This is a genomic window from Vibrio sp. 10N.247.310.98 (assembly GCF_041467395.1).
Classification (GTDB): domain Bacteria; phylum Pseudomonadota; class Gammaproteobacteria; order Enterobacterales; family Vibrionaceae; genus Vibrio; species Vibrio crassostreae_C.
The window spans coordinates 1-18,812 of the sequence record NZ_JBFSUL010000035.1 but is presented as its reverse complement, the minus strand read 5'-3'; the positions used below and the strand labels follow the sequence as shown (position 1 = coordinate 18,812).

The following is an 18,812-nucleotide window of genomic DNA, read 5'->3' as shown; positions in this document are numbered from 1 at the left end:
GTGCCCAAACTATGACTGACACTAAGCAAAATACCCGAATTAGCCAGTTCCGTTTCGGTCAGCCAAAAGAATCTCTCAAGTTAGAACATGTCGCTTTAGGGGTACTAGACAAAGATAAAGTTCGCGTACAAATTGAAGCGACTAACATCAACCCTAGTGATCTGTTGTCGATTTATGGTGTGGGCCAATACAAACATAGCCATCAGCCGCCGAGAGTACCGGGATTTGAAGCGGTAGGAAGGATTGTAGAATCCAGCAGTGCTGAGTTTATAGTGAATCAACGAGTGCTTGTGGCAACCAGTGGAACATGGCAGAACTATGTCGATGTATCACCAGATGATCTGTTCCAAATTCCTCAACATTTAGACAATGGCTACGCCTGTCAGTTGTACATTAATGCGCTAACCGCATGGGTGCTAACGACAGAAATAGCCAAGCTGACCCAAGAGGATGTGTTGATCATCAACGCGGGCAGTTCAGCCATCGGTAAGATCTTCTCCCAGTTATCAGCATCACTCGGCTTCAACATCATTGTCGTTACATCACAGCAGACACAATACCCTGCCACTTCCTGTTGGGTGATAGATGCGAACGCTGATCTAGTTTCTCAAATTAAGGCATTAGGCTTGCCTATGCCAACCGTTGCCTTTGATGCGATTGGCGGCTCACCCGGAACCGATCTTGTTCACACCCTTGGCAACAACGGGCGCTTTATCAACTATGGGACGCTGTCGTTGGATTTTTACGAGCCACGCTTCTTTGAGTACGCGAAAAACCAACACATCGATTTCAGCACCTTCTTCTTGCGTTATTGGGAGGAAGCAGAAGGTAAAGATGTTCGCCGTGATAAGTTCACGACCATGCTAGATCACTTCATCACAAACGACATTCAGCTCGACGTTGACCGCTATCTACCATTCGATGAAGTGCAAACCGCGATTGATCTCATTGAATCGAAAACCACACGCCTAGAGGGCAAGATCATCTTACTGCCACAGTAAGTGAGAGTTGGACGATATATAGCTTGTTTATTTCAACAGGCAAGACGTTCAACAGCTTACAAGCGTGCTTGTTAATACACCATCGCTTAGGAAGTTTGATTAAAGAAATCGAAGATTGAAAAGATAGCGAAGAGTTGTGGTGCATTTCTCCATAACTTAAGTGGTTACGAGATGGTCATGAATCACATTTATTTGAAACATCAGTAAGTTATATCACTATAAATATGACACCGATCACCCATAAGGTAATCTCGATTCTATATGGTAGCGTCATACTTAAAACCACGATGCGAACATACTGATGAAAAGACACATACTATCAAGCGCCATCCTACTCTCTCTAGCCTTTCCCACCTTTGCAGCTGATGGCGACATACACGATGTCACGATACTGGGTACTTCAGATATCCACGGTCATTTTATGGCGTGGGATTACGCGGCAGATAAACTCAACACTCGTGGTAGCTTGAGCCAAATCGCGACCAAGGTTGGGGATATCCGTAAAGAGCAGTCTAACATTATCCTTGTCGATGCTGGCGACACCATCCAAGGCAACTTCGTAGAAACCTTCAAAGACGAGCCTGTTGATCCAATGATGCTTGGCTTTAATCACATGAAATACGATGTATGGGTTTTAGGTAACCACGAATTCGACTTTGGCCTTAAAACGCTCAACAGAGCCGTTACCCAATTTAAAGGGCAGTCTCTCGGCGGCAACATCAAGAACAAAAACGGAAATCCATTCTTACCGGGTTACACCATTCTAGAACGCGGTGGCATTAAGATCGGCGTGATCGGAATGGATACCCCAATGACGGAGGTTTTTGCGCAAGGCACCAACCGTTTAGAAGGCGTCACTTTCACGAATCCAACCTTGGAAGTGAAGAAAATCGTCAAAGAAATTGATGATAAAGTGGATGCCATCGTATTGGTTGCCCATATGGGGATTGAGAACGAGAATGACATTGCTGACACAGGTGTCACCGACATTGCCAATGCAAACCCAGAGCTTGACGCCATCGTCGCTGGCCACATGCACACTCGCATCGATAAGGCCGTTGTGAATGGCGTTATTATTACTGAACCCGACAAATATGGCCGCGCCCTATCTCGTATTGATCTTCAATTTGAAGAGCGCGATGGCACATTCACTCTCGTCAACAAAGACAGCTTCACCTATAAAATTAAAGGTATAGATTCTGATCAGAATATGGACGAGCTATACCAGCCTTATCACAAACAACTCCGAGAAATGGCGAACAGACCTGTCGCTCAGCTTACCGGCGTTGATTTAGTCCCAGAAAATGAAATCCGCGGTATCCCTCAAGTCCACGTTCAAGACACAGGCATCAGTGCGCTATACCAAGAAGCGAGCTTCTTCTATGCACCCAAAGCCAATGTCATTGCACTTCAAATAGACAACGACAATGCAGAGCTCGATGTTGGTCCGATCAAAGCCAAAGACATCGCGTACAACTACCAATACGCAGGTGGCGAAATCACTGTCTACCAGATGACAGGCAAAGAGTTAAGAACCTACATGGAATGGTCTGCGGGCTACTTCAACTCAGTGCAACCCGGCGATGTAACCTACAGCTTTAACCCTGAGCGCAGAGCTTCAAAATACTCGACCAATGACTTCTTCGCGGGCGTGATTTATACCATAGACCTCACTCAACCTGCAGGTACCCGCATCACCAACCTCGCGTTTGCAGATGGCACACCGGTTACTGATGAAACCGAAATCCGTATTGGTATGAATAGCTATCGAATGGGTCATCTCACCAAGAAAGGCGGCGTGCTAGAAGGCGAATCGTTCACTGTACTCTTTGATACTGAGGAAGAGTATGGAGAAGAAGCAGGCACGATCCGTAACATGACTATCAAGTATCTTAAAGAAGAAAAGAACGGTCAGTATGAAGGTAAAACTCAGCAGCGATGGGCTCTTTCTGGTTTAGAGAGCCGTTATAATGAACAACGAGAGATAGTGAAGTCATTGATTAATGATGAAACCATATCAATCCCGACCAGTGACGATGGCCGCTACACAAACATCGCTTCTATCAACGTAAAAGAACTGATGTTCAAATCTGACGAAGCGAAACAAGCTGCCATAACCACACGCGAAAAGAAACTGGCGCAAGCAACTGAGCAAGAGAGTAAGCAGATCAAACGCGAAATCACTCTGATTGAAGCGCTCAATTAATCCCTGACCTCAAACCAATAACGACTTAACGACGCTTAGAGCGTGGTTAGGTCGTTGATTACGGAAAGTTGAGTACGATCCATATTAAGTGACGTTGAAAAATAGAAGTAAAAGCAGACTCTTTGACACACTCATAACTATTGTAAGCAAGTACTTTGCAACTTGAAGGCTACACCGCCTCCGCCCCTTTTAGTAAAACCTAATAAATCAGATAGTTATCCACAGGTAGCCCCATTTCTTTATCTTGCCTTCCATCACATGCATGTTGATAATACGAAGAATCTCTCACATAAGGCGAGAGCTTCTTTATAGGTAATAATATGAATAACCCTGAATTGGTTTTCGCTATCGCTGCTTTGTTAGGTGCCTTAGCAAAATTAATCCTCGCAATAAAGTCCAAGTAACTAGATTTTCTTGGGCCTTACTAACCCTGATTGGCTTCAACCAATCGGGGGCGTTTTCTTTTAAAACGAATTGGAATTGGGACAATTTTTAACATAGATATTTATTATCTATAAACAGCCCCAAAAGCCTCCTAGGTGACTCTAAGCTCCCACTTACACCTGTATTCCATCTCACACTGATCTATTCCCCTCTTTTTGCAGTACAAGTTATTAATAATTCGATATAAATCGCTCTATTGTTTGAAATTGTTGTCTACAGTTTTATAGAGCTTGTCGCTTCAATAATTGCCACAAGTAACGACACCTTTTGATGGTAAGTTTTGGTTATAAGGAAAGGAAATGGAAAGCCCAATTGTCACACTTACACATGCCAGCAAAAGCTTTGTTGATGGCAACGATACCCATCACGTGCTGGAAAATGTCGACTTCGCTTTGGCGACAAGCGCAAGCGTGGCTTTAACAGGGGCGAGTGGCAGTGGAAAGAGTACTTTACTCAACCTAATCGCGGGCTTTGAACCTCTAACTGGTGGCGAGTTGTGGCTCGATAACGAGAACACATCAGATTGGAGAGATCCACAGTGGAGCCGATTCCGCCATCAAAAGCTAGGCGTGATCTTTCAACAGTTCAACTTACTAACCCCACTCAACGTAAAACAAAACATCGCCTTCCCGCTCCATTTGAATCAACAAAAATGGAGCGACTGGTGCGATTATTTAGTTGATGCATTGGGTATCAACGAGTTACTCGAAAGACATGTATCCGCACTCTCTGGCGGTCAGCAACAACGAGTCGCAATAGCGCGCGCGCTAGCCCATAAACCCAAACTATTGCTTGCCGACGAACCCACAGGCAACCTCGACCACAAAGCAGGGTTAGAGGTTATGAAGCTGCTGAGTGAAATCACCACTCAAGGCAACACTGCGGTGCTTTTGGTTACGCACAGCCCAGAATGCGCCAGCTTTATGCAGACAAAATTGGTGTTAGATGATGGTTGTTTAAGGAACGCCGATCTAACCCCAAGAGCAGCAGCGTTGTGAGTAATCCAATGAAGCAAACTGGCTTCGCTCAGAACCAGCTCACCCATACCAAACTGACTCTGAATCTATTCGCGGCGCACTATCGTCAATCACCATTGCAAGCCGCAGCGATTCTGATCGGCATTGTGTTAGCGGTCACCTTGTTTGTCGCAGTGCAAGCCATCAACCTCAATGCCAAGCGCAGTTATGCAGAATCGACCGAGCAACTTAGCGCTCAAGCGCAGAACCTTATCATTCCACTAGCAGGGCAAAACTATTTGCCGGAATCGCTCTACTTCAGCTTAAGACAAAGTGGATTAAGCGCAGCGCTACCTGTTATAGAAGGGCGAGTAAGAGACGAGCAAGGTCGACGTTGGTCAGTTCAAGGCAGTGAGTTGATCGCCGCCCTCACTTCAAGATCTCGTCACGCTCGCGTCGACGAACAAAGCAACACTCAAACCAAAGAACCAAACATTTCCCTGTTCGACAATGCCTTACCTTTGCCGCAACTCTTAGCAGGTGAACCCATTGTGATGATGAGCCAGTCGCAACACCAGAACTTGGGAGGAGTAGACACACTCACTTTGGATGAAGTGCTCACTCAAGTGGTAGTGCTACCGGATGAATGGCAGCTAGGTAGCCGAATGTTGATGGATATTGGGTTCGCTCAGCAACTGCTTAACAAGCAAGGGCAACTGAGCTACATCGCTATTTTTGACACTAAGAGCGACACTAAGAGCAATCCTCAGGATAAATGGCAAAGCCTTATTGGCGAGCAAGAACGATGGATTTCCAACAACCAAAGTACGGATCTGGGTTCAATTACCGATAGCTTTCACCTCAATCTCACCGCCATGAGTCTGTTGGCGTTTTTGGTTGGCCTATTCATCGCTTACAATGGTGTGAAGTACAGTTTACTGAAGCGTAATCGGCTATTGGTGCAAATTCAACAAGCCGGCATTGCGCCAAGCATCGTGTTTTCAGCTCTGTTAGTCGAGCTGACTCTTTTAGTCACACTAGGCGCGTCGCTTGGTTTCATTCTCGGCATCCAACTCAGCCATTGGCTGCATCCAACCGTCGCGATAACACTTGAGCAACTTTATGGTGCAACACTGCTTCCCGGTACATGGCAGTGGCAATGGTTAATGCAGGCACTGCTACTCACGCTGGCCGCAACGCTTGTCGCTTGTTGGCAACACTTTAAACAGCGGGTGCGACAACCCCTCTCTTCCCATGGCGGTTTCTATCAAGCGCCGGAAACGTCTAACGAAAATCAGCTGTTTGTTATCGGGTCAGTATTAACTATTCTCGCGTTAGCAGGTTTATGGATGAGCGAACATCATCGCTTCACCATGGCATGGCTCGGTGTGTTAGTGGTATCGATTCCTTTGTACCTGCCCAAAACGCTAAGCGTGCTAGCGAACTGGAGCGAAAAACGCACCCAATCGGGGTTAATACAATATCTGTTTGCTGAGCTACGTGAACTTATTTCCCCTCTCTCCCTTGCCATGATGGCGTTGCTTCTCGCTGTCACCGCCAATATCGGAATGAATACCTTAGTCGGCAGCTTTGAATCCACGTTAAAGCAATGGCTTGAACAGCGCTTACATGCCGATATTTACGTTAGCCCTTCCCAAGGTGAAATCGCGAATGTGGAACGTGCGTTAGAGCAGTTTGAAAATGTTGAAACCGTTTATAAGCAATATTATGTCGATGATAACTTGCAGGGCTTACCTACTTTGCTCGGCACCAAAGACAAAGACACACTTGAGCAAACCATGGTATTTCAATCCCACCTTGATGATTTCTGGACGCGCTTTTACCAAGGTGAATTCGTGGCGATCAGCGAACCTACGGCAGTGAAGCTCGGCTTGCCGCTTGGAAGCCGACTCAAGCTCGACGCGATCCAAGACAAAGCGCTCATCGTCGGGGCGATTTTCCACGATTACGGCTCACCGAATGGCGAAGTGTTACTTGCACCTAATTTGTGGATCGAAAGCGGATTTACTGACTTACCCACCAGCTTGGGAATCAAAGTCTCTGGCGACCCACAAGTGGTGTACGAACAGCTACGCCAACAACTCAATCTGCACCCAAGTCAGCTTTACGATCAAGCACAGATCAAATCGATCGCTTTAGATATCTTCTCACAAACCTTTGCTATCACTCGGGCGCTTAATGGCGTCACTTTAATGGTGGCGGTGATTGGGTTGTTCTGCGCCTGTTTCATGTTGCTCGATGCACGCAAAGCCGCCATTGCAAGGCTGTATGCACTCGGTGTTAGTCAGAAAAAATTGATGGCAATGGTGGTCGGGCAAATCGTTGTTCTGGTCGCCTTCACTCTGGTTATCGCTTTACCACTCGGCGCTATGGTCGGTTATGTGTTGACGGACATCGTTACCCTGCGCGCCTTTGGTTGGAGTTTAAATTATGTGTGGAATTGGAGTGATGCACTCAGCATCGCAGCCATCACCATTTTAGTGGCTGTGATTGCGACCTTGATCCCACTGTGGCGTTTGGTCAGTAAACCCGTGGTATCCAGCTTGCAAAGTGAGGTGTTGTGATGAATCGATCAATGAGAGTTTTCGTTCTCACACTTGGCATCTTACTCCTTTTAGGGTGTGAGGAGTCCACTCAACCATCAGCTCAAAATATGGGTTCGATACTCGGTACTGAAACACAAACCGAGAATGAAACGGCAATCGATCAAGCGCAATTTTCTCCGGTAGTAAAAGGTATCGACATCACTTTCCCTGCCGACCATCAAGCGCACCCTGATTTTCGTCATGAATGGTGGTATTTAACCGCAAACTTAATTGATGAAGAAGACAATGTGTTAGGTGTGCAATGGACACAGTTCCGCTTTGCGGCTGCACCACATGAAAGTGGCAATAGCACCAAGGAAACTACGTGGCAAAGTCAGCAGATTTACATGGCGCACAGCGCTGTCACCACTAAAAATAAACACTATGCCGATGAAAAATGGTCTCGTGACCAAGCTGAACTGGCGGGTGTAAGCGATTCGCCGTTTCGTGTTTACCTCGATGATTGGCAATGGACGTCGACGACCGATGACCTGTTCCCAGCTACATTGGTCGCTAACTCGGGTCAATTTGGATATTCGCTTAAGTTAACCAACAACGCGCCATATCAAAAGCAAGGCGAACACGGCTACAGCACTAAAAGTAGCGATGGCAAAGTGGCTTCCTATTACTACAGCCAACCATTCATCAATGTATCGGGCGAGGTAACTATTGATGGCGTCACCCATCAAGTTTCCGGCAAAGGTTGGATAGACAGAGAATGGAGCTCGCAGTTTTTACTCGACTCGCAACAAGGTTGGGATTGGTTTGCGCTAAGGCTGAGTGATGAAACCAGCTTGGTGGTATTTCAACTTCGAAACTCAACTACAGGCAAAGCCAGCTATTCTCATGCGAGGTTGATGAATCAAGATGGCTCCGGCATCGCGATTAAGCAGCAAGACATCAGCTTAACCGCCATCAAGCAAACTAAAATCGACGGGCGTGACTACCCAACAGAGTGGCAAGTTTCGATTCCAAGCCAGCAAATAGAACTGACCGTCTCGGCACTCAATCCAAATGCCAAAATGCCGCTGTCGGTTCCTTATTGGGAGGGGCCAATCATGATTAAAGGTTCTCATTCCGGATCTGGCTATATGGAGTTGACTGGGTATTAGATTGTGTATTAATACAGGTGGAATCTAACAACAAATACATCGCGATAACCATCAACTAAAACACTTTCAACCAAAACCTCCACCACGGAGGTTTTTTGTTATTCCATATGTTCTATTTACCTTAACGCCTGTTGAAAAATATCTAATTTAACCAAACACTGGGCTCCCCTAAAATACCAATCAAATGGTTAGAGGAGATAGAACATGCTTAGCTCAGTGCACAATGACGAACTCAACAGATACATCGAGAAACTAGACTTAAACCTTACCAAGGATCAGGTTCGTGAACTTGGTTGGCAGCAAAGTAATGAAGAGGTAGGAAAAGAAAAAACAGTATTAGGCTCGTGGTTTTTCTTTTCTTTCTTTGGCTTATGTACGTCTGCATGTCTTGCGCTGCTAATGTATATCTCATGAAGATAAACAAAACAATGACCACGTATAACCAGCATGGAACCTTCAATTGGTTCGAGGTCGACGGAGAAACGTACATACTGTTCAAAGTGGGCAGCAACAGTGCTCTATTGAACCAACACTATGAGGATGTCACCGAACAACAGAGCGAAATATATGGGCTGTTAAGGGCGATTCCATAAGCTCATACTGCACGTATTCACTTATGGTCTATCTATTCACTTGTGGTCTATCTACGCACTAACTAGCGCAAACATCCGTTCTTTTGGCAACAAGACCGAGCTACAACAAACGGTTCTTATACTGCTCTGGCGTTTGGTTCGCGTAACGTTTGAACATGGTGATAAATGGGCTTGCTTGGTTATAACCCAATGTAAGAGCGACCTCTTTAACCGATTGGCCGTTTCTCAACAAGTCCATTGAGTATAGGTAGCGCACTCGCAGTCGCCACTCGGTAAAGCTCATTCCAAGCTCGGTCTGGCAGTGGCGAGAAAGGGTTCTTTCCGTGGTGTGGACACGTTCAGCCCAATCTTTCAGCGTCACTTCATCGGTTGGGTTCTCTTCAACAGAAGCCAATATAGGCGCTAGATACTTATTATCGGTTGAAGGCAAGAAGTGGTGTTCAACCTCACGCTGCGCAAGTTGGTCAAGCAGTACCTGAACGAGCCTTTGGTCTTGCTCGGTTTCCGCAACATTGATCCCACGATCGCGAAAATCATCGATAATAGAAGACACAATCGGCGTGATCTTTATAAGGCTGGTTTTATCTGGCAGGTGTTGCGTGAGTTCTGGGGCGATATTTAGTGAACAGTAGTCCAAAGGCTTACGGTTATAACTGCAATGCATCACCCCGGCCGGTACCCAAATCGCTAGATGTGGTGGCGCTAGAAATCGAGTGCTTTCCGCTTCCATCTCTAATATACCACCACTGATCAATTGAACCTGTCCCCATGAGTGGCTATGAACTCGGGTTTCAGTGTTCGAAAGAAACGCTTCAAAATTCATAAATACGTTGGATGGTGCCTTATCAATTAATAAGGATGGATGAAGGTTTCTGGAGTGTTTTTTCAAACTTGTCTTCCTATCGCGCTTAATGTCTTTCTAAAGATACTTGTAAGTATAACGACCTGTCAAACTAGCCGCACCAACTCATTCGCCACGGAATTCACATGCATTACCTATTACCATTTTTTACAGTCTGTATCTGGGGCGCCAATGCAATCGTCAACAAGCTTGCTGCAAGCACCATAGAACCTAGCGCAATGAGTTTTTACCGCTGGTTTTTTGCGATGTTAATTCTCACGCCTTTCTGTATTCGCCCAGTGATGAAGCAGTGGGCTGTCATTAAGCCAAACTTATCTAAATTAGCGTTCCTCGGCTTTTTGGGCATGGTGTTGAACCAATCTCTAGGTTACTACGCAGGCTTAACCACAACCGCCTCTAACATGGCATTAATCACTTCTTTGGTTCCATTGGTCAGTGTATTTTTAAGCGTCCCTTTGCTGCACAAGTCGATTTCTAGTTTGAGTATTGTTGGCGGTGTGTTGTCACTATCAGGCTTAGCCCTGATGTTAGGCAAAGGCGATCCGTTATTCTTCATGCATCAAGAATTGACTCAAGGCGATGGCTATATGCTAATTGCAGCCTTTGTTTATGCTTCTTACTGTGTACTACTGAAACGCTGGAAAATGCCAATCAGTAGCTGGGTGGTGATTTACATTCAGGGTCTGTTTGCTGTCGCGATGCTTACGCCACTTTGGCTTACCAGCGAACAACTTTTACCACCACAACAAGCGCTCCCATTGATAGCTTACGCCGCGGTTGCCGCTTCGATTTTAGCGCCTTGGATGTGGGTGAAAGCGATTGACACCATTGGTGCTGACTCAAGCGCGATGTTCATGAACTTGCTTCCGGTTGTAGCGATCGTATTAGCCGCGACATGGCTTGGCGAAGAGATTAACCAGTTCCACATCATTGGTGGTGTGATGGTGATTTCAGGTGTCATCCTTGCTCAAATCAGAAGAAAACCAAGGCTTGAGGCTCCTCTCCCTCAACAAAGCTAAACGCATTACCCAACGCTCACATTAGGGTAAAAATTCAAACTCACGTTTCACACAGCAAATGAGAGTGGCTACTGTAATCCATACTATGATGAGCCCTTACAGCAAGCGAGTAAAACGGAAGATTAGTCTAAACGCTTTACTTTATATCAGCACGATGAGTCGTTACTCAACTATTCTTCAGCAGTTATACCTTTATATCATTACAATCACACACGATTAGTGCGAAATACACTAAAAGGCTTCCCAAACAATAATCCGAAAGGAAATATCTACGCGAAGGATCTATACTTTTTAAAACAGTAAAAGTGAGCTGATAAGAAAACAATAATCACTACCACTTTAGTGGTGTCTGAGATACAGCCACTTTAACTAAACCAAATCAACAGCGGTTGGTTGGCTAACACAAAAAAGTACCGACATGAGTACCACACGGCTTAGAAACACCTAGCATTACGCTAGGTGTTTTTTTTGCAATCGACCTATCTAGTGACTTAATCAGTATTTCTATTCTCTTGCTTGATATCACTTCATCCATGTTTGCCATTCGCCTGATACGCCTTTAAGCACCAATATTCATCAACTGATCATCTGTTTGAAAAAAATAGTCTTAACCATGAGATTATCCGCTTTAACTTATGTCATCTTAAGTATATTGTTACTAGCAAGTAACAAGCATGTTACGCAGCAAAATAATAATGAAGGAAGATAGATGAGCAGTAGCAATAGCCGACAAGATGGTAAACGAGACGTTACTCTGCGTTTTTTAGCTGAACCCGGGGATGTGAACTTTGGTGGTAAAGTTCATGGTGGTGCAGCAATGAAGTGGATCGATTTAGCAGCCTACGCTTGTTCCGCAGGTTGGAGCGGTAAATACTGTATAACAGCCTATGCAGGCGGAATTCGATTCGTTGCCCCAATTCATGTAGGCAACCTTGTGGAAGTAAGTGCAAAGGTCATTTACACAGGTTCATCTTCAATGCATATCGCTATCGACGTGCAAGCAAGCGACCCTAAAGAGCTCAATAACCGCCTAACAACTCACTGTATCGTTATTATGGTCGCTGTCGATGAGAATGGTAATCCGACTAAAGTGCCAGAGTGGATACCAGAGACGCCAGAAGACATCGAATTACGAGATTCGGCTATTCGCCTAATGAACATGCGAAAACAGATTGGTGAAGAGATGGAAGCTCACGTGAAGTACCTTAAGTAAGGTCCACCAGCTGCCCTCCCCCTACAAAACCTTATTACAATGCCAAGCGCCTGCTTGGCATTGATCTATTTGATACCTTCGTGCTCTACACAGCCAAATCCGCTGCACACCCAATACAGACGATAAGAGCGTGATACCCAGCCAAAGGTTGAAATGAATCGGCACTTGTTCACTGATTTATTTTGACTGTAATAAAGTCGTCATTTTGCTCTGATTAAATACCGCCAATCATAATAGATGCATTTGAATTTCTTGGAGCCACTCTTGAGCGTCATACGCCCCACTCTTAGCGAGTCTACACTGAACAATTTAAAGGCTGTTGAGTACCAATGGGTTAGAACTTTGTACGTCGAAGGCTACGACAGCAATGAAATCAACCACTATATCCAAACGTGTTTCGGTGGAGATCCGACATTTGCCGATCTATTTCGTCGCGTGGCACTCGATCAAGAAAGCATCTATGTGCTATTGCAACACTTAGGTTGTGCTCCTTCTAGTAAAGAGTTCTAACTTCTAAGTCCCACCAAAAACCAGAAGCATAAATAAACCTACCTCCATAACCCTCATGAATGTCACTTGAATATTCTGTAACTACCTCTCGCTTACCCATACATTTTCAGTGCAATTTCAGGTTTTGTTGCATACAAATCATTGAAGTATCACGCATTGGAATATTCACAACATATCAATAGTACAACAGCCACTTATACTGAGTGTCTGATTTGTGAGACTAGTTCATTTCTACAAGTAACCAAAATGAAGTGGTCGGTATTTAGGAGAGAAGTAACTCGAAACTTTGGGTTTTAAAGTAGATATGAGCGCGATAGTTAACGAGTAACGCTGACACAAAAAACAAAAAGTAGCAGGCATAAAAAAACCCAAGTAAATACCTGGGTTAGAGTTACAAAAACCACTAATCATTAATAGCGTAAGGAACCTGATTAGTAGCCAGCTATGCGTAACCTGAGGGTTATTTTTATTACTGATCGGCGGCCAAACCAAATGATGTAATAAAAATGCCAATATAGAGCGACCTAACGGTCGCTCTTTTTCTTTCTTATAGAGTACAGCTTATCCTTTTACACCACCTGCCGTCAAACCACCAACTAACCAACGTTGAGCAAGTAAGAACACGATAGTAATCGGAAGTGCTGATAGTACAGCCGCTGCCGCAAAGTCACCCCATAGGTAGTTCTGAGGGTATAGGTACTGCTGCATACCTACTGCTAGCGTGTAAGAGTTCACATCTGTAAGTAGGATAGACGCTACTGGCACCTCACCCACTGTCGCGATGAAAGATAAGATAAACACAACCGCTAGGATTGGCACAGACAGCGGTAGTAGAACCAGTCTGAATGCTTGCCAAGGCGTTGCACCATCAAGGGCTGCTGCCTCTTCCAGAGAGTTATCAATCGTCTCAAAGTAACCCTTAATCGTCCATACGTGCAGTGCAATACCACCTAGGTAAGAGAAGATTAGACCACCGTGTGTGTTCAAGCCTAAGAACGGAATGTATTGACCAAGTTTGTCAAACAGCGCGTAGATTGCTACTAGAGCCAATACTGCTGGGAACATTTGGAAAATCATCATCGCTTTCAGGATTGTGTTCTTACCTTTAAAGCGCATACGAGCAAACGCGTAAGCCGATGTCGTAGACAGTGTCACAATCAGAATCGATGTGATACCTGCAACCTTCACTGAGTTCCATAACCAAGTTAGCACAGGGAACGGAGGTGACGTTACCGAGCCATCTGCGTTCGTTACTGACATACCCAATGCTAACTTCCAGTGTTCCAATGATGGGTTATCTGGAATCAAACTACCGGTTGCGAAGTTACCTTCACGGAACGAGATCGCGATGATCATCAGTAGTGGGAAGATAATCATTGCCAAGAAGCACCACAACACTGCATGCGTTGCCCACACTCGGTATTTAAGGCCTTTACCTTGTACCATAGCCATTGTCGTGCTCCTTAATCTTGAGACAGTTTAGTGAAACGAAGGTTTAGTAACGCTAGTGCACCAACCAATAGGAAGATAAGCGTTGCGATAGCACTTGCTAGACCGAAGTCTTGACCGCCGCCGCCTTCGAATGCAATTCGGTACGTGTAGCTTACAAGCAAGTCTGTGTAACCCGCTGGCTCAGAAGTACCAATCATGTTCGGGCCACCGTTCGTCAATAGTTGAATCATTACGAAGTTGTTGAAGTTAAAGGCAAACGCTGCAATCAATAGCGGTGTAAGCGGTTTAATCATCAATGGGAACGTAATGCGCTTGAAGTTATCAAGGAAGTTCGCACCATCGATTGCTGACGCTTCGTATAAATCATCAGGAATCGCTTTAAGCAGACCCATACATAGAATCATCATGTAAGGGAAACCTAGCCATGTGTTAACCATCAACACCATGGTTTTCGCTAAGATAGGGTCTGAGAACCAGTTCGGGCTTAAGCCGAAGATATTCTCGAGCACCATGTTGATCTCACCAAAGCTTTGGTTGAATAGACCCTTAAAGATAAGAATCGAGATAAACGCGGGTACGGCGTAAGGCAGAATCAGTAGAACACGATAAATAGAACGACCTTTCAACTCTTCCCATTGCACGATGTTAGCCAATACAAGGCCGATAACTAGCGTGAACGCTACGGTACATACCGAGAAGATAACCGTCCAAATAAAGATGCTGATAAAAGGTTCTTTAATGCCGTCATCTTTCCATACACGCTCAAAGTTATGCGTACCAATGCTAACCACGAAACCTGGAGAGATGGTATTACCCGTAAACTCACCATTTGCATCAACAGGCTGGTAGAAACCCACATCCATATTTGGCTTGAGAACTTCACCCGTTTCATTGTTGATTAACGTTTCTTCATCGTCTTGTAGCGTGTAAAGCGGAGCAACAGAAGCAAACTTACGTAAGCCACTCATGCGGATGTCACCACCGTCAGGTAGATTGAAATCAACACCACTGATTGCTGCTCGGTTTTGAATGATCGCTTTGATCTTCTCTTTTTCACCTTGCGCAGACTCAATAACAGATAGGTCCATCTCTGTTTCTGTCATATTGTCTAGAGAAAATACGTCAGTCGCTAACAGTTGATCGCCATCTTTTACAACGATCTGGTGACCGTCATCTGTCTTGTACAAAGTAAATGGGTAGCTCTCACCGCTTTGGAAAGAACGGTCTAAAAGAACGGTTTGAGTGCGCTCTAGAGAAAGTTGGTTTTTCGCGCTGTAGTTAGTAAACGCAAGCCCTACGGTGTATGCCAATGGGAAAAGAATGAACAAGATCATTCCGGCAATACCTGGGTAAATATAACGGTGGGCGTAAGTTTTTTTACTACCAAAAATGTAAAGTGCCAAAGCCGTTAAGATCACTGTAAGCAGCGCAAAAGCGAGCTCACCGCGAGAATACATTAGAATTGTAGCGTAGCCGTTTATTAAGCCAACGCTACCAAGCAACCCCCATTTAATGAAGACGCTTTTACTGCCTGGAAGGCTTGATGGTGCTGGGATAGCATCTGTACCTTGAACTGACTGCATAGAGGAACCTGCTAGCGATATAGATAAAAAATAGAAAAGTAAGGAGAGGTTACCCTCTCCTTAAAAGGTAGTGCCTGGGTGTTACTTAACCATACGACCTTCAGCAGCTTTTAGTGCTTGGTCTACTGCTTGACGGCCGTCAACTACGTTGCCGATCGCTTCTTCCATGCTGTACCAGAATGTTGTGAACTGAGGGATGTTAGGCATGATTTCACCGTTCATCGCGTTGTCCATTGTTGCTGCAATACGAGTATCGCTGTCTAGTTGACGTTGGAAAGAGTTAAGAGCAACAGCGCCTAGTGGCTTGTCGTCGTTCAGGCTCTTCATACCTTCATCTGTTAGTAGGTAGTTTTCCATGAACTCAACAGCTAGATCGCGGTTTGGAGACGCAGTGCTGATACCACCTGCCCATACACCAACGAAAGGTTTAGACGCTTTACCGTTGAACTTAGGTAGTGTTGTTACGCCGTAATCTACGCCAGCTTTCTTGATGTTTTCCCAACCCCAAGGGCCGTTGATTGTCATTGCAACGTTACCCGCAACAAATTCAGACTCAGCAACTGAGTAATCCATGTCTGCAGAGATAACCTTGTCTTGTACCATCTTCTCGATGAAACCTAGAGACTTCTGAACACCATCAGTCGCTACGCCCGCATCTTTAATGTCGTAACCTTCTGCAGTCTGTTTGAATGCGTAACCGCCGTCAGCTGCAAGTAGAGGCCATGTGAAGTAAGCGCCGCCACGTAGAGGCCACATGATCGCTTTCTTGCCGTCTTTTTTAAGTTCAGCATCAAGTGCTGGGATTTCTTCCCAAGACTTAGGTGGGTTAGGAACAAGCGCTTTGTTATAAATTAGCGAAACTGACTCAACAGCAACAGGGTATGCGATTGTTTTACCTTCGTATGAAACAGCGTCCCATGCGAAGTCTACGATACCTTCTTTAGTTTCTTTAGAAGGTTTGATATCAACAAGAAGTCCCGCTTCTGCATAGCCGCCAAAACGGTCATGTGCGTAGAAGATCATGTCTGGGCCATCGCCAGCTGCTGCTACTTGAGGGAATTTCTCTTCTAGCTTGTCAGGGAAAGCGACGGTTACTTTAACACCAGTATCTTCTTCGAAGCGTTTACCTACTTCAGCCATGCCTTCATAAGCTTTGTCACCACCTACCCAGATTGTTAGTTGTCCTTCTTCGATAGCAGCATTTGCACCAAAAGAACCCAGAGCAACTATTGTACCTAGAGCTACAGCGCTTAGAGCGTTTTTCATGTGAATATCCTTTTTATATTTATACGTAGGGCACATCTACCAAGACGAGCCAGTTTTCGGAGGTTATGATCTGAGAAAACAGACCCTAGCTCATCATCCTAGCCACTACGCCCTAGCTATTATGGCTTAAATTCGTGATCGCCATCCGGTCAGATTAGAGACTGCAATCACAAAACGTATACTCATCGTGATCAACATCACCGTTACGCGGTGGATTTATTTGAACTGGATCGCCAATTATTAATAACCCCATTTATCTACTCCTCCCCTCCTACTCCCCCTAGTTAATTTTCCATTAGGAGGATGTACCCTTACGCCAATTCACCGAAACTGCATTCATCCAAGAGTGGATAGTAAGAACCCTTTACCGGCAAGTGTTATGCGTTGACGCATTATTCATTTAGTTGGCTTCACTGCCCGCTGGTGTCTTATATTAGCATCGAGCTAAATCTGTGATTGAATCACGGGGGAGGTTTAGCTGGATGTGGGGGAAATGGGCATCAGTTTGGCTATGACGGGTGGGCTTGGTTAAAGAAGCCAAGTCTCACCCACTTTTTTCTTACTCACTCAATACTTACCAATTCCTACAGTTACTGCTGACCCAAAAATTTCTTATAATGATAAGCAGTAAAACTTAAAATTTGATCGATCGAGGACAAGCTAGATGGCGAGTGTCACGTTAAAAAACGTTTATAAATCATATGGTGATGTACAGATTTCTAAGGACGTAACCTTAGACATCAACGAAGGTGAATTCGTAGTATTCGTTGGACCATCAGGTTGTGGTAAATCGACGCTATTACGTTGTATCGCAGGTCTAGAAGACATTACGTCTGGTGATTTGTACATTGGCGACCAACGCATGAATGACGTTGAACCGTCAAAGCGTGGCGTAGGTATGGTATTCCAGTCTTATGCGCTTTACCCTCACCTTAACCTATACGACAACATGTCTTTCGGTCTTAAGCTAGCAAACGCAAATAAAGCTGAGATCGACAAACGCGTTGAACATGCTGCAGAAATCCTTCAGCTTGGTCACCTTCTTGAGCGCCAACCTAAAGCGCTTTCTGGTGGTCAACGTCAACGTGTTGCGATTGGTCGTACTCTGGTTTCTCAACCAAACGTATTCCTACTTGATGAGCCTTTATCAAACCTAGATGCCGCGCTACGTGTTCAAATGCGTTCGCAAATCACCAAGCTACAGCGTCAACTGGGTTGTACCATGATCTACGTTACCCACGACCAAGTGGAAGCGATGACAATGGCGGATAAGATCGTTGTTCTTGATGGTGGTTATGTATCTCAAGTCGGTAAGCCGCTTGACCTTTACCACTACCCTCAAAACCGTTTCGTTGCTGGCTTTATTGGTTCACCGAAGATGAACTTCATGTCGGTACACATTGAACAAGCTGAAGCAGAACGCGTACAAGTTCAACTTTCTAACGGTATGACTTTCTGGATCCCTGTTGATGGTACGACTGTCAATGCTGGTGATCGTATGTCTCTGGGTATTCGCCCTGAACACTTGATGTCTGCTGAATCAGGTGACGCGACGATTGAAGCTGACGTGATGATGGTAGAGAAACTAGGTAACGAAACTCAGGTTTACCTAAACCTTGAAAGTGCCGATGCTGATGTTATCTATCGCCAGCCAGACACGTTGAAAATCGAATCAGGTGACAAGTTGGCGATTGGTATTCCAGCGCACCGTTGTCACCTGTTCCACAGCGATGGCCGCGCATGTCGTCGTTTGTACAAAGAATACGGCACAGACTAATCGCTTAGCCTTTTAGGATATAACTTGCCCATATCGAATCCCTCTTACTCAGTAAGGGGGATTTTTTTATGTGCTGGATATTTTTATGTGTTGGATACGAGTTTCACTTACATTGAATAGTTCATGAGTCAGCCACTCGGTCTTTCGCTAGCGGCAATAAAAAAGGTTCATCGCGGCTTTCCGGGGAAAGCCGCTTTTATCTTCAAGAAGAA

The 18,812-nt window shown here is 45.1% G+C and carries 14 protein-coding genes and 1 pseudogene; 11 read left to right on the top strand and 4 right to left on the bottom strand.

What is annotated here, in order from left to right:
* Positions 1–11: 11 nt before the first annotated feature.
* The 6 genes from AB6E78_RS14345 to AB6E78_RS14320 all read left to right on the top strand — a co-directional run bounded on the left by AB6E78_RS14345 (position 12) and on the right by AB6E78_RS14320 (position 8,739).
* Complete coding sequence (locus AB6E78_RS14345) at positions 12–1,001, top strand: zinc-dependent alcohol dehydrogenase family protein (RefSeq protein WP_017059992.1); 990 nt, start codon at positions 12–14, stop codon at positions 999–1,001.
* Between the two features lie 301 nt (positions 1,002–1,302).
* The gene (locus tag AB6E78_RS14340; RefSeq protein ID WP_372133848.1) at positions 1,303–3,207 is read left to right on the top strand and encodes a bifunctional UDP-sugar hydrolase/5'-nucleotidase; all 1,905 of its coding nucleotides are present in this window, start codon (positions 1,303–1,305) and stop codon (positions 3,205–3,207) included.
* A gap of 743 nt (positions 3,208–3,950) precedes the next feature.
* Positions 3,951–4,649 carry an ABC transporter ATP-binding protein gene (locus tag AB6E78_RS14335; protein WP_017072425.1) on the top strand — a complete coding sequence of 233 codons (699 nt, stop codon included), beginning with the start codon at positions 3,951–3,953 and terminating at the stop codon, positions 4,647–4,649.
* 8 nt (positions 4,650–4,657) lie between these two features.
* Positions 4,658–7,192: an ABC transporter permease gene (locus AB6E78_RS14330; RefSeq protein WP_372133858.1), complete on the top strand. Its 2,535-nt coding sequence runs from the start codon at positions 4,658–4,660 to the stop codon at positions 7,190–7,192.
* The gene (locus AB6E78_RS14325; protein WP_372133847.1) at positions 7,192–8,325 is read left to right on the top strand and encodes a lipocalin-like domain-containing protein; all 1,134 of its coding nucleotides are present in this window, start codon (positions 7,192–7,194) and stop codon (positions 8,323–8,325) included. Before AB6E78_RS14330 ends, AB6E78_RS14325 begins: the two co-directional genes overlap by 1 nt.
* Positions 8,326–8,529: 204 nt before the next feature.
* On the top strand, positions 8,530–8,739 hold the full coding sequence (locus tag AB6E78_RS14320) for a hypothetical protein (RefSeq protein WP_048609786.1): 210 nt from the start codon (positions 8,530–8,532) through the stop codon (positions 8,737–8,739).
* Positions 8,740–9,018: 279 nt separating this feature from the next.
* Here AB6E78_RS14320 and AB6E78_RS14315 read toward each other — a convergent pair whose 3' ends face one another.
* Positions 9,019–9,807 carry a helix-turn-helix domain-containing protein gene (locus AB6E78_RS14315; RefSeq protein WP_029235520.1) on the bottom strand — a complete coding sequence of 263 codons (789 nt, stop codon included), beginning with the start codon at positions 9,805–9,807 and terminating at the stop codon, positions 9,019–9,021.
* A 98-nt stretch (positions 9,808–9,905) separates the two neighbouring features.
* On the opposite strand from AB6E78_RS14315, the gene AB6E78_RS14310 reads away from it, so the two are divergent.
* The 4 genes and pseudogenes from AB6E78_RS14310 (at position 9,906) to AB6E78_RS14295 (ending at position 12,522) form a co-directional block, all read left to right on the top strand.
* Entirely contained in the window at positions 9,906–10,799 is an 894-nt protein-coding gene (locus tag AB6E78_RS14310) for a DMT family transporter (RefSeq protein ID WP_017065645.1), read from the top strand.
* A gap of 48 nt (positions 10,800–10,847) precedes the next feature.
* Positions 10,848–11,102, top strand: a pseudogene (locus tag AB6E78_RS14305) (peptide ABC transporter substrate-binding protein); the annotation flags it as partial.
* Between the two features lie 406 nt (positions 11,103–11,508).
* Positions 11,509–12,012 (top strand): acyl-CoA thioesterase, encoded by a 504-nt coding sequence (locus AB6E78_RS14300; protein WP_019822926.1) that lies wholly within the window; start codon positions 11,509–11,511, stop codon positions 12,010–12,012.
* Between the two features lie 237 nt (positions 12,013–12,249).
* A complete protein-coding gene (locus AB6E78_RS14295; RefSeq protein WP_019822928.1) occupies positions 12,250–12,522 on the top strand; it encodes a hypothetical protein in 273 nt (90 codons plus the stop codon).
* A 561-nt stretch (positions 12,523–13,083) separates the two neighbouring features.
* Here the strand turns inward: AB6E78_RS14295 and malG are convergent.
* The 3 genes from malG to malE all read right to left on the bottom strand — a co-directional run bounded on the left by malG (position 13,084) and on the right by malE (position 16,823).
* Positions 13,084–13,974, bottom strand: coding sequence for a maltose ABC transporter permease MalG (gene malG / locus AB6E78_RS14290; RefSeq protein ID WP_017060050.1), 891 nt, complete (start codon positions 13,972–13,974; stop codon positions 13,084–13,086).
* Between the two features lie 11 nt (positions 13,975–13,985).
* Positions 13,986–15,557, bottom strand: coding sequence for a maltose ABC transporter permease MalF (gene malF, locus AB6E78_RS14285; protein ID WP_017060049.1), 1,572 nt, complete (start codon positions 15,555–15,557; stop codon positions 13,986–13,988).
* Between the two features lie 81 nt (positions 15,558–15,638).
* Positions 15,639–16,823 (bottom strand): maltose/maltodextrin ABC transporter substrate-binding protein MalE, encoded by a 1,185-nt coding sequence (malE, locus tag AB6E78_RS14280; protein WP_372133846.1) that lies wholly within the window; start codon positions 16,821–16,823, stop codon positions 15,639–15,641.
* Between the two features lie 664 nt (positions 16,824–17,487).
* Here malE and malK point away from each other — a divergent pair.
* On the top strand, positions 17,488–18,600 hold the full coding sequence (gene malK / locus AB6E78_RS14275) for a maltose/maltodextrin ABC transporter ATP-binding protein MalK (protein WP_081229370.1): 1,113 nt from the start codon (positions 17,488–17,490) through the stop codon (positions 18,598–18,600).
* The last annotated feature ends 212 nt before the right edge of the window (positions 18,601–18,812 follow it).